Raw genomic sequence first — 14,461 nt, 5'->3', positions numbered from 1 at the left:
AAAGCAAACTAACCGTATCTGGAGTAGGAGAAACGTGAAGGCGGTGACAAAATGAGTACAAATAATAATATGTACGAAGGCAACGGGTTGGAAATTGCTGTTGTCGGGATGGCCGGACGCTTCCCTGGAGCTAAAAATATTGAGGAATTCTGGGAAAATCTGCGGAACGGGAAGGAATCGATTACTTTTTTTACGGATGAGGAGCTGCTGGCAGGCGGAGTTGATCCGGAAATGCTTAAGCATCCGCAATATGTGAAGGCTAAAGCCATGCTGGAGGATGTAGAGTCCTTTGATGAGTCATTCTTCGATTACACACCACGGGAAGCGGAGCTTCTGGATCCGCAGGTTCGTTTGTTCCATGAATGTGCTTGGGAAGCCCTTGAACAAGCTGGTTATAGCCCTGATTCTGAGGAACAACTGGTTGGCGTTTACGCAGGAGCCTCTTCGAATACGTATTGGGTAGCCGGTCAAGCTATGGCGGCGAGACATTCCAGTGATCATTTTCAAATCCTGCAATTAAACAATCCATCTTTTACGACACGTGTTTCTTATAAATTAAATTTAAAGGGCCCGAGCGTAAGTGTTCAAACCGCCTGCTCAACCTCGCTTGTTGCTATTCACCTTGCTTGTCAAGGATTGCTGGGCGGAGAATGCGATTTGGCTTTAGCCGGCGGGGTGTCGATTAATCTTCCACGAACAACAGGGTACCTGTACCAGGAAGGGATGATTCAATCCCCAGATGGCCACTGCCGCCCATTTGATGCTGAAGCCAACGGCACATTGTTTGGTGATGGCATTGGCGTCGTTGTGCTTAAACGGCTTAACGATGCATTGGCGGACGGTGATACAATCCATGCGATTGTGAAGGGCTCTGCTATTAATAATGACGGCAATCGCAAGGTTGGCTACACGGCGCCAAGCACAATGGGCCAGGTAGAGGTGATCCGCGCTGCGCATCAGATGGCAGAGGTGCCTCCTGAGAGCATTGGTTATATTGAGGCACATGGCACGGGAACATCATTAGGTGATCCGATTGAGGTAGAAGCACTTCAGCTAGCTTTCACCGGGAGTTCTCAGGGCAGCTGTCGTATCGGCTCCATTAAATCAAACATCGGCCATTTGGATGCAGCAGCAGGAGTAGCCAGCTTTATCAAGACGGTGCTAATGCTGAAACATAAACAGATTCCGCCTACACTGCACTTTCAGCGGCCGAATCCTAAAATTGATTTCACCAATTCTCCTTTCGTTGTCAATACCAAGCTCACCTCTTGGGATAAAACCAATGGATATCTGCGAGCTGGAGTCAGTTCTTTTGGCATTGGGGGAACGAATGCGCATGTTGTGCTGGAGGAAGCGCCAATGCAGCGCAAGGGGTCTAGCAGCCGTTCTGCCAAGCTGATGGTATTGTCTGCAGCTACGGAGACTGGATTGAAGCAGGCGGCGCATAATCTCGCCGAATATTTACGGCACAACCAGGAGACCGATTTGGCGGATGTAGCTTATACATTACAAACGGGACGGAAAAAATTTCGATATCGGCGCGCGGTGGTTTGCAGGGACCACGAGGAAGCCTTGCATCTGCTGATGCTGGATGAAATAGACAACAGCGGGTGGATAGGTGAATCAACACAGGAGCAGGCCAAGGTTACTTTCCTATTCCCGGGCCAGGGCTCGGAATACGTGAATATGGGGCTAGGCTTATATCAGACAGAGCCCATCTTTCGACAGCAACTGGATCGATGCTGTGAGTTCATTGTTTCCAGGGGAGGGGATGATCTCAGGAAGCATCTGTTTGGCAGCGGAACGAACGAAAAATCGGATGCAGCTGCTTCTTACAAAGAAGAGGCAAAATCGGAAGCAAGTGTGGATTCAGATGAATATAAGGTTAAGCCTGCTCGATTAGAAGACGGATCGTTATCGCTATTTGTTTTTGAATATGCACTGGCCAAGCTGTTGATGTTCTGGGGAATACAGCCGCGGGCTATGTTAGGCTATAACGCCGGGGAATATGTATCGGCTGTATTGGCAGGCGTGCTCACACTAGAGGATGCACTTGAGCTTCTTATGCTGCGCAGCCGCTTGCTGAACACTCGATCTGATCGGGCCAGGCATGACAATTTACAGCCTGAGGAAAAGGCAGGCAGCGGGCGACAATCAATTGAAGAGGTATTATCGGCTTTCACGGATTCGGAGTTACAAATATTCTCCAATCAAATGAATCAAATTTCCCTGTCAGCTCCTGACATACCTTATTTATCAACTGTTACAGGAGCATGGATTACGGCAGAAGAAGCCACTTCTCCCGCTTATTGGGTTCATCAGCTTCAGGCCGCAGCACGGCCTGTTGATGATGCACCTGAGCTGCTTAAAGGAAAGCAAGTCATTATCCGTGTAGGGCCGGGCCATGAGCCGGACGGTTTTGTAGCGGGATGGTCGGAGGAGGAGTCTCAAAATAGGCATGAATTTATTCCCCTAGTGCGGCAGCCAGAGCAGCAGACGGAAGATCATGTATTTTTACTGCAAGGACTCGGTCAAATGTGGGTGGCTGGCGTCAGGATTGAGTGGTCTGGCTACTATGCTGAAGAAAGACGTTGCCGGATTCCCCTACCAACGTATCCATTTGCGAAGCGTAGATTTGCTATAGATTTGCCTGTAGGAGGGCTCATTAACGGGGGAGCTTCTACCCGCCGAGAAGTACAGTCAAATCAAGGGGACAATACAGGAGGAACGTCAGATCAGCTGCGGGTGCTGACAGTTTCAGCAATCGAGCAGATCATATCAGATATTGTTAAGGAGCATTTTGGGTTTACAGCGCTAGGAGTTAACGATAATCTCTTTGAGATTGGAGCCAGCTCACTGGATGTTTCGCAAATTGCTGAAAAATTGACCGATACGCTAGGTCAGGAGATTCCGGTGGTGAGCTTATATACGTATCCTTCCGCACGCGCCCTTGCCGGGCATCTAAGTGGGAAAACAGCGGTTAGCAAGAAGCCTTCGGCAAAGCCATCGGAAGTAAAGCGCGGACAAGTATGCCGGCCAGAGCTGAACCAAACAGGAAGTGAATCTGTTCGGACAGAGGATGATCACGGTCAGGAAATTGCCGTGATTGGCATGGCGGGCAGGTTTCCGGGAGCGGATAATCTTGAGGAATTCTGGCGTAATTTATCCGGTGGCGTAGAGTCGATCACGTTTTTTACAGATGAAGAATTGATTGCAGAAGGAATAGATCCGCAGTTAATTGCGCATCCGTCTTATGTAAAGGCGAGAGGCACACTAAACGGCTACGATCAGTTTGATGCCGCATTTTTTGGATATTCGGCTCGGGAGGCCGAACTGATGGATCCACAGCTTCGCCTGTTCCACGAATGCGCATGGGAAGCGCTGGAGGCAGCTGGTTATAACCCGGATACATATTCTGGATCAATAGGTGTATATGCTGGAGCAACGCCTAATCTGGAATGGATATCCCGTTTTGCGGCAGGACTGGGCGGGACGGAACGATTTAGCGCTATGCTGCTTAATGATAGAGAGTTTTTTAGCACGCAGCTATCTTATAAGCTGAACCTTCGCGGCCCAAGTATTTCAATGCAGACGGCATGCTCTACTTCTCTGGTTAATATTGTGATGGCTTCTCAGGCGCTGCTGGCAGGTTCTTGCGATATCGCGCTCGCGGGCGGTTCGACGGTTACGGTTCCTCACAAGAGCGGATATATGTATGAAGAGGGGATGATTCAATCTCCTGATGGTCATTGCCGAGCTTTTGATGAAAAGGCGGCCGGAACAGTGTTTGGTGATGGAGTGGGTGTAGTTATTCTAAAAAGGCTGCACAATGCAATCGAAGATGGCGATGTGATCCACGCTGTAATCAAAGGCTTCGGGCTGAACAATGACGGGACCCGTAAGGTAGGTTTTACCGCTCCCAGCACCAAAGGCCAGGCAGATGTCATACGCGCTGCGCAGCAAATGGCGGGAATTGCCCCGGAGAGTATTACGTATGTGGAAGCGCATGGAACAGGCACGCCTATGGGAGATCCAATTGAAATAGAGGCTTTGAAAGAGGCTTTCCAGACTGCGCAAACCGGGTTTTGCCGTATTGGTTCGGTCAAGAGCAATGTGGGACATTTGAACAGCGCCGCAGGTGCGGCTGGATTTATTAAAACGGTGCTTGCGCTAAAAGAGAGACAGATCCCCCCTACTCTTCATTTTGAACGTGCAAATTCAAAGATCAATTTTGACAATAGTCCATTTATTGTAAATAGCGAGCTGACACCATGGGAGAATGAACATTATCCGCTTCGCTCGGGTGTAAGCTCTTTTGGTATCGGTGGAACGAATGCTCACGTTATTTTGGAGGAGGCCCCTTTTGTTGAAGCATCTGATGCGGGGAGAGAGGATAAGCTGTTACTTTTGTCTGCTAGAACACCTACAGCTTTGCAGGCAGTCAAGAGCCGGCTGGCTGAATACTTGGTGAAGCGGCCGGATGCTAATCTTGCAGATGTGGCCTATACGCTTCAGGTTGGACGAAAGGCATTTGAATGGAGGACAGCATTTCTGTGCAAGGATGTGCAGGAAGTGGTAGATATATTGAATTCATCGGATTCCGGCGTGATTTCGGAGGAGTATACGGGAATGGAATCGCGTTCGATTGTGTTTATGTTTCCTGGTCAGGGCTCTCAATACGTGAATATGGGACGGGGACTCTATCTTGAGGAGCCTGTATTTCGCAAGGAGCTTGACCATTGTATGGAACTCGCTCAGTCCTTTTTGGAGTTTGATTTGAGCAAGGTTCTGTTCGAGGATGATCCAGCGCAGATTGCGGAGCGGGAAGAGCTTCTGAAGAGAACGGATATCGCTCAGCCTGTACTGTTCATCATGGAGTATGCTCTGGCCAGACTTCTTATGCACTGGGGTGTGACTCCAGAAGCTATGCTGGGACACAGCATAGGAGAATATACGGCAGCTTGCCTAGCAGGGGTATTCAAGCTGGAAGAGGCATTGGAGCTGGTTGCATTACGGGGGCGGTTAATGCGAGCTATGGCTCCAGGTTCGATGCTTAGCGTAGCTATGCCTGAGGATGAATTGCTTGCATCACTGCCGGAGGGGCTGGATTTAGCTGCGGTTAACAGCTCGGCCTTATGTGTTGTGGCAGGGGAAACTCCGAAGGTCGAGGCGTTTGCCCGTCACTTGGACGATAAGGGCATTGGTAACCGATTGCTCCATACATCGCATGCATTCCATTCTTATATGATGGAGCCCATGCTGGACGAATTTGCGAGCCGTGTACGTACACTTTCATTAGAGAAGCCAGTAATCCCTTTTATGTCTAATGTAACAGGGACATGGATTACGGCTGAACAGGCCGTGGATGCAGCGTATTGGGTGCAGCATTTACGGTCGACGGTACGCTTTGCCGATGGGCTGGATGAACTGCTAAGTCAGCCTAGAACAGTCTTTGTTGAGGTAGGGCCAGGCAATGCGCTTAGCACCTTTGTACGAAAGCATATTGCCGCTTCCAGAGAGCGGGTAGTTGTCAATGTATTGAGACATCCCCAGGAAACGACGACCGATTCAGCTCATCTTCTGCAAAGGCTTGGAAAGCTGTGGACGGCTGGTGCGCATATAGATTGGGCTAGCTATTATCAACACGAGCGTCGCAAACGTGTAGAATTGCCCACATATCCTATGGAGCGACAACGCTTCTGGCTTGAGAACACGTCATCATCATTTGAAATGGAGCACCTCACCGGGGCAAGGGCGAATGGCAGTGGCAGTGGCAAGAACCCGAATATGGAGGAGTGGTTCTATTACCCTGGCTGGAAACGAGCCATGCTGAATCACTCTTCGTTAACGAAGCCATATCATTTGTTGATTTTTGCAGATCATTGCCTAATCGCTGAAGCATTAGCGCAGCGGGCAAAAGAAGAAGGTCATCGAATTGCAGTGGTGCAGGCAGGTACTGAATTTAAGAAGCTGGAGAATGATGTATTTACGATTGCTCCGGAAGCATCCGAGCACTATATACAGCTTTTAGAAGAGTTGGGACAGCAAAAATTTGTGCCAGATCAGATTGTTCATTTGTGGAATGTTACATCGGAAGAAGCTGATAGTGCTTTGCAGTATGAGTCTAAATTGGATTGGGAACAGCAGAAATTTGGCTATTACAGCTTGATTTATCTGGCACAAGCGCTGAACAAGCAGAAGGAAATCCAAGAGGTTCGCCTAGCTGTTGTATCCACGAATATGCAAGAGGTAACGGGACAGGAGCGCCTTGCTCCGGGCAAAATTACGCTGCTCGGTCCATGCATGGTGATTCAGCAGGAATACAGCAGTATGACATGTGTGAGCATTGATATTGACCTGCCGAATAATGAAAGACGCAGACAACGTATGGCCAGCCAATTACTTGCTGAGCTTGCCGCACCGGCAGAGGATCGTCTGATTGCTTATCGCGGTTCATATCGATGGGTACAAGACTACAAGCCGATGACCCTTCGTGAGTCGAACAGCGGCGAGCAGAATCCGTTTCGTGAAGGCGGCGTCTACTTGATCACAGGAGGTCTTGGTGGTATCGGGATGCTGACAGCTCAATATCTAGCTCAGCATTTTAAGGCAAAATTGATTCTGACGGGGCGCTCATCTTTCCCGGCACGTGAAGAATATGAACATTATCTTAGTGAGTATGGGGAGAAGCATCCGCTAGCCCGTAAGATCAGAAACGTTCAGCAGTTGGAGCAGTTCGGTGCCGAGGTTACGTATGTACAGGCCGATTTAGCTGAAGAGTCGGATATGATCTCGGTATTCGAGTTCATTGAGAGCCAATATGGCTGCTTGAACGGGGTGGTGCAGGCGGCAGGATTGCCGGGAGGCGAATCCTTCCGGGCCATTGAGAATATTGGCGGTACACAGTTGGATGAGCAGTTTAATGCCAAGGTGAAGGGACTGCAAATATTGTCGCGGTTCATTGAGGAGAAAAAACCGGACATTTGCGTCTTGTTCTCATCGATTGCGAGTGTGCTTGGCGGACTTGGGTTCAGCGCCTATTCTGCGGCGAATCTGTACATGGATGCCTTTGCCCGCAGGCAGAATCAAGCGAGTGATACCAAGTGGCTGTGCATTAACTGGGATGCTTGGGAGTTTTGGGAGGAGCACCGTTCAACGATCGGTGAAACATTGGTGGAATTAGCTATTACGCCTGCCGAGGCACCGATGCTTTTCAATTATGTATACGCCCCTTGTGACAGTCATCAAATCATCGTTTCTACGGGAAATCTTCAAGCAAGGATTGATCAATGGATTTATCATGCCGGCAGGAAGCAGGAGAATAACCGGACAACGACGACTTATGAACGTCCGGATCTGACGAGTGCCTATGTTGCACCTCGCAATCAAATTGAGAAGGCGATTGCCGAGGTGTGGAAGCAGTTTTTCCGAATGGATCAAGTAGGAATTCATGATAATTTCTTTGATTTGGGTGCTAGCTCCCTAGATATGATTCAAGTGACAGGAAAAATAAACGAAGCTCTGAATGAAAGTCTTGCAGTAGTAGATATGTTTACTTATCCTACCATTCATGCTCTTGCCCAGAGGCTGGGCAAAAGCGAAGCAATGGAAGCCGAAGAGGCGGAGATGGAGCATCAGCTAATCGATACAGTAGCCAAAGGAAAGAAGCGGCAGCAGGAGCAGAGGAAAAAAAGACGCAAAGGGGAGGTCTTGCAATGAGCGTAAAGAAGGAAATGGAGTATACCGGATCAGAGATCGCCATTATAGGCATGTCAGGAAGGTTTCCAGGCGCGAGAAACCTGCAGGAATATTGGGATAATTTGCGCAGCGGCAAAGCAGGCATTTCCTTTTTTACGGACGAGGAGTTATTGGCAGAAGGCATTGATCCAGAGATCATCCGTCATCCGAATTATGTTAAGGCAAAAGGGGTTCTTGAGGATATTGACCTTTTTGATCCAGATTTCTTTGATTATACTCCGCGGGAAGCAGAGGTTATGGATCCGCAATTCAGGCTTCTTCATGAATGCTCTTGGGAGGCTCTGGAGCAGGCTGGCTATGACCCCAAGACTTATAAAGGGGCCATTGGCTTGTATACGGGAGCCGCGTTCAATTCCCACTGGTTCATGCGAGCGTTTAAAGGGTTAGGGGGTTCTGAGGAATCTGCCACCCTTGAGACAGCCATGTTGAATCTGCGGGACTATTTGGCGACACTGGTGTCCTATAAATTGAATTTAAAAGGACCGAGCTTTACCGTACAAACAGCGTGTTCCACCTCGCTTGTTGCTGTGCATTTAGCCTGCCAGGCTTTATTGAGCGGAGAATGCAGCATAGCTCTGGCTGGAGGTGTATCTATTCAGCTGCCGAGAAAAAATGGCTACTTCTATCAGGAGGGGATGATTAATTCTCCTGATGGACATTGCCGGGCTTTCGATGAACAGGCGGCTGGTACAGTGTTTGGGGACGGCGCAGGGATGATCGTGCTGAAAACGCTGGAGGAAGCTTTGGAGGATGGGGATCATGTTTTTGCGGTAATCAAGGGATCTGCAATTAATAATGATGGAAATCGCAAGGTAGGATATTCGGCCCCCAGCACAACGGGGCAGGTCTCTGTTATACGGGCTGCGCATCATGTGGCAGAGGTAGAGCCGGAGAGCATTAGCTACATTGAAGCGCACGGTACAGGGACTACTCTCGGTGATCCAATAGAAATTGAAGCATTAAAGACGGCGTTTCAGACAGATCAGAGACAATATTGCGGTATTGGTTCTGTCAAATCGAATATTGGTCACCTCAATAATGCCGCCGGGGTAGCCGGGCTGATTAAAGCGGTTCTGGCTTTAGCGCACAAGGAAATGCCGCCGACGCTGCACTACCAGAGACCGAATCCCAAAATTGATTTTTTGAATAGTCCATTTTATGTAAACACTCAATTAAAGGCCTGGACAAATGATCGTTATCCTCTGCGCGCTGGCGTCAGCTCCTTTGGGATCGGTGGCACCAATGCGCATGTAGTTTTGGAAGAAGCACCAGTGACGGAAAGAAACTCTTCAGATCAATCAGTCGAATTGATTGCGATCTCGGCACGTTCAGAAGCGGCACTTGACCAGATGGCAAGGCAGCTTAGTGATTATATTCTAGAGAATCCTGAGGTTTCTCTTAAGGATATGGCTTATACCTTACAGATAGGCCGTGCCACCTTCCCCTATCGTCGCTCCTTGGTTTGCACTAGTACGGCGGAGGCGGCAGCATTGTTGGTCGATGCGGATGCACCTGAGGTATACAATCATTTTGCAGATACGGATGACAGACCGGTTGTATTTATGTTTTCAGGTCAAGGCTCTCAATATGTTGGAATGGGGCGGGAATTGTATGAGAAGGTGCCAATATTCCGTAATGAGGTCGAGCGTTGTCTGGAATTGCTGTCTGATGATGTTACCAAACGGGTAAGGCAAGCATTGTATCCGTCCACAGAGGAGAATACAGATCACAAAGCTATCAATCAGACGGATGTTGCTCAGCCGGTTATCTTCATTGTAGAATATGCGCTTGCCAGATTGATGCTGGAATGGGGGTTCACTCCTCAGGCGATGATTGGCCATAGTATCGGGGAATATGTTGCCGCCTGTATATCCGGTGTCTTCTCATTAAAAGATGCGCTTCGCCTTGTTACAGTTCGCGGTCAGCTTATGCAGAGTCAACCAGGTGGAGCGATGCTCAGTGTTCCGCTTAGTGAGCAGGATTTGCTACCGCTGCTCCCTGAGGATTTGGCTCTCGCAGCTGTCAATGCCCCTTCCATGTGTGTAGTATCAGGTACGGATGAAGCTATTGATAGACTGGCTGCAAAGCTTGAAGCCCAAGGCCACAATTGTCGCAGGCTTCATACTTCTCATGCATTTCATTCAGCCATGATGGAGCCGATTATGAAGAAGTATGAGGAAGAAGTAGGCGCGTTGACTTTGAATAGGCCGACTAAGCCGTTTATTTCTAATGTAACCGGGACTTGGATTCGTGATGAGGAAGCGACCAGTCCAGCGTATTGGGCAAGACATCTGCGCTATCCTGTTCGCTTTGCCGAGGGCTTGGCTACATTGCTCAACGAGTGGGATGCCGCATTAATCGAACTGGGGGGCGGAAATGCCCTTACCTCATTTGCCAACATGCAAAATAGAGAAAATAAGGTGATTGTGCATTTGTTGCGTCATCCCCAGCAGACAGCTTCGGACGTAGTTCATTTGTTTACACAGGTTGGCCGCTTATGGGGCTCTGGCATTAAGCCTGATTGGAGCCGGATTTATAAAGAGGAAATGAGATATCGTATTCCGTTGCCGACTTATCCATTTGAGCGTAGACGATTTTGGCTCGATGATGAGGGGATACGAATTATTCATCACGAAACCCGGCCTGACTCAGGAGATAAAGCTGTAGCAGGAGCGGCAGATACAGGAGTGGCAGGTGAAGGCGAAGCAGGTGAAGGGGGCTTTGCTCTCGTAAAAAAATCACCAGGGGCCTATGCATCCAGGAAATCCGCAGGGGAGAAAGCAGTACCGCGCACCCCGGTGGAGAAAACGCTGGTTCAAATATGGCAGGATATGTTTGGTATTGCGGAGATCGGAATCAATGAGGATTTCTTTGAAATAGGCGGTCATTCATTAAAAGCAACGAGCCTAATTGCTAAAATTCATAAGGAGCTTCATGTTGAGCTGGCCTTGTCTGACGTTTTTACCTATCCGACAATTAGGGATCTTGCCCAGTATATAAGCCAGCTGGATCAAAAAACATATTTGGCGATTAAGCCGGTGGAAACCAAACCATATTATCGGCTTTCCTCCGCACAAAAGCGCACGTTCCTTATTCACCAGCAAATCGGTCAAATGACAACCTATAATATGCCGATGGCACTAACGGTAAATGGCAGAGTGGATGCTGATCGGTTTGAACAGGCATATATCAAGCTTATTCAACGGCATGAGAATTTGCGGACATCATTCCATATGATCGATGGCGAACCGATGCAGCAGGTCCATGATAGCTTTGAGTTTAAAGTGGCACGTTTGGAAGCTACTGAAGGGGATATGCAGCAGGTCGTACGCCGTTTTATACGGCCATTTGATCTGGGGCAAGCTCCGCTCATTCGTGCCGCATTAGTGCAGCTTGCACCTGAAAAGCATGTGCTATTGATGGACATGCACAATATTGTATCTGACGGATCGTCTATGAACGTGTTTATTAAGGAGTTTAGTGACTTATATGCAGGTAAGGAATTGCCGCCGCTGCAGATTCAATACAAAGATTATGCCGAATGGCAGCATGATTTGCTTGAAAGGAATTTGCTTCAAAAGCAGGAGGAATACTGGCTGAACCAACTCAGTAATGAGCTTCCTGTCCTTCATATGCCAACGGATTTTGAGCGGCCGGAATTTCAGTCTTTTACAGGCCGGGTGCATAAGCGAAAAATATCCAAAGAGGTTGCAGACCGTCTTGATCAGTTAGCCAGATCACAAAATATTACGATTAATGTGCTGTTATTTCATTTGTATACGATTGTGCTGCACAAGTATACAGGACAGCAGCATTTGATCGTTGGTTCCCTGGTAGCAGGCCGACGTCATGCTGATGTAGAGTCGTTGATTGGCATGTTCACCAATTTCTTACCGATCCGAGTTAGTCTTGAGCCGCAACGCACGGTTCTGGATCAATTGCTGAGCTTAAATGAAACAATAATGAGTGCTTATGAGAACCAGGATTATCCGTTTGACCGGATGGTGGAGAAGCTGACTACCAGACTGACACGGGGACGTAACCCGCTGTTTGATACGATGATGATATTCCATAACGAATTTGATGAGGACACCGTGCTGACGGCTGAAGGCCTCACATTTGAAAACTATGAAATAACTAAAGGGATTTCTAAGCTTGATTTCAAGCTGGATATCGGCTATGGCGACGATGGCGGACTGCTCTGCGCCCTTCAGTATAATACGGCGTTATTTACTGAAAATACGATGGTCGGGCTGATGAATCATTTAATCAGGCTGATTGACATGGTGCTGAGCGAGCCAGGCTGCAAGCTGGAGGATATTGGCCTGTTAACGGAAGAGGAGCAGCAGGCATTGGCTGCGAAGCGGCAGAATACCGAGCCTGAACGGGCTTTAGAACTCGTGGTGGCGGCTACTTTTACTGCTGATCCAATCCAGCCTTATCTTGATTGGTGGGGCAGACAGTTCGGGACAAAAATTAATGTTCGATTTGCACCATACAATCAGGTGTTCCAGGAACTTCTGAATCCGGATAGCCTGCTTTCTACGACCGAAGGAGCAGGTATGCTGCTTGTCCGGTTTGAGGATTGGCTGTTAACTGATGAATCTACGGAGGCAGAGCAACGGGTAAAAATGGAGCGTGTGTTGAGCGATTTAATAGAAGCAATCTCCGCTCATCGTCGTCAAGATACGCCACTGTTTGCAGGTGTTCTGCCAGTAACGGCGCCAAAGTCGCTCTCCGCAGAAATGATTAGCTATCTGGAATACTTGAATGATCGATGGAAAGAGGAGCTTGAGGAGTTAGAACAGCATTATCCGATTCACGTTATTGATTTTAGACTAGCAGATCGAATGTATGCTGTAACTGAGCGATATGATGCGATAGGCGATCAAGCTGCTCATTTACCCTTTACGCCACATTTTAATGCAGTCATGGGGACATTTGCTGCCCGGCATTTGTTGGCATGGCAGGGGCATCCATTTAAAGTTATTGCCGTTGATTGCGATAATACCTTATGGCAGGGCGTATGTGGTGAGGATGGTGCTCAGGGAGTGCTTATCCAAGAATCCAGCCGTATGCTGCAGCAGTTTCTGTTATCCAAACAACAGGAGGGTATGCTCCTTGTTCTCGTCAGTAAAAACAATGAACAGGATGTATGGAATGTGTTTGAAAACCATCCTGACATGCTGCTAAGCAAAGAGCATTTTGTGGCTTGGCGGCTAAATTGGCAGGCCAAATCTCATAATTTGCAGCAATTGGCTGATGAAATAGGTGTGGGTCTCGACACCTTCGTATTTATAGATGATAGCGAACTGGAATGTGCCGAAGTACAGGCCCGATGTCCAGAGGTGCTTACGCTTCAATTACCTCAGGAACGGGAATTGGGGCTGTTCTTGGAGCATCTATGGGCGTTGGATCGCTTCAGGGTAACAGAGGAGGACAAGCAAAGAACAAGCCGATATATAACGGAGCGCGAACGTTTAAAGGTAAAAGCATCTTTACCGTCGCTGCAACATTTTCTAAATGAGTTAAAGCTAGGCGTTAGCATAAATCGGGTTCGGACCGAACAGATTCCACGGATTGCCCAGCTTACACAGCGAGTTAATCAGTTTACGTTACAAGGTACCCGTTATACGGAAGCTGAACTGCATGCGTTATTGGACAAGTCCAATACGATATGCTGGGCTGTTGAGGTGGCCGACCGCTTTGGCAATTATGGGCTATCCGGTGCGGTAATCACTAGAAAGATTCAGGATACCTTGTATTTGGATGCATTTTTGTTAAGTTGCCGGGTACTTGGTAGAGGTGTTGAACAAGCAGTGTTTACTGCTTTGAAGCCTTATTTTCTGGAAGAGGGAATCCATTGTCTTGAAGCTGCGTACACGAAAACAGGCAGGAATGTGCCTATGCAGGATTTTATGAATAGTGGTTCGTGGCTTCATGTAGATGAATCAGGGGAAACACTGCTGTTCCGTCAAAACGTCGAGGATATTCCCGATAAGTTGGAAGGGACGACATGCATTTATAATGCACCTTTATCAAGTGAATCCGACCCTGAGGCAACGAAGCGAGAGCAAGAGACAGGCAGGGATACCGTATATAATACGTTGACAGAGTTAGCTGTATTAGAAGAGCAAGCGAATCAATTGGAGCAGCAAATTCTTGTCACCGGTTGGGAGCAGCAATTGCATCGCTGTCAACTGCTTCCATTGCGCTATGCAGCTGCCAGCAAGCTCTTGCAGTTGCCTTTGGAAATGGGCGGACAGATTACAAGAGCCATATATCGTGCGCCTGACAATGAAATTGAGGTGGCATTAGTACAAATTTGGGAGAAGATATTAGGTCTTCAGGAAATCGGAGTGGATGATGACTTCTTCCATTTGGGAGGCAATTCTCTTCATGCTGTGCAGGTAGAAATTGAGATGGAGAAGCAGGGGTTGCTCATGGAGAGTCAGCTTTTGTTTAAATATCGGACGATCAAACAGCTAAGTCCATTTATTCAGGTATCTGTGATGGATTAGCATTGAGGTAGGCAGGCCATGGACATCAGCCGATCAGCATTGACTGACGGTTGATGTCTTGTTTTTTTGTAGAATCTATGGGATTATATTAAATAAATTAGTAAATACTAACAAATAATCTATTAAACATAAATGGAGAGAAATTATAGGGAATCCCAAGGCTTTGAGATTTATTTAGCTGG

Annotated in this window: 2 protein-coding genes; both read left to right on the top strand. The window is 48.0% G+C overall.

Annotated elements, in window-relative coordinates:
• Positions 1 to 51: 51 nt before the first annotated feature.
• Positions 52 to 7,719 carry a type I polyketide synthase gene (locus tag EIM92_RS22010; protein ID WP_125084676.1) on the top strand — a complete coding sequence of 2,556 codons (7,668 nt, stop codon included), beginning with the start codon at positions 52 to 54 and terminating at the stop codon, positions 7,717 to 7,719.
• Entirely contained in the window at positions 7,716 to 14,279 is a 6,564-nt protein-coding gene (locus EIM92_RS22005; RefSeq protein WP_125084675.1) for a type I polyketide synthase, read from the top strand. Before EIM92_RS22010 ends, EIM92_RS22005 begins: the two co-directional genes overlap by 4 nt.
• The last annotated feature ends 182 nt before the right edge of the window (positions 14,280 to 14,461 follow it).

The sequence above is a fragment of the Paenibacillus lentus genome (assembly GCF_003931855.1).
Taxonomy (GTDB): domain Bacteria; phylum Bacillota; class Bacilli; order Paenibacillales; family Paenibacillaceae; genus Fontibacillus; species Fontibacillus lentus.
This window is presented reverse-complemented; position numbering and strand designations above follow the sequence as displayed.

Excerpts from the sequence above, each read along its gene's own strand:
- EIM92_RS22010 (WP_125084676.1), top strand. The coding sequence starts at position 52 with ATGAGTACAAATAATAATATGTACGAAGGCAACGGGTTGGAAATTGCT.
- EIM92_RS22005 (WP_125084675.1), top strand. The coding sequence starts at position 7,716 with ATGAGCGTAAAGAAGGAAATGGAGTATACCGGATCAGAGATCGCCATT.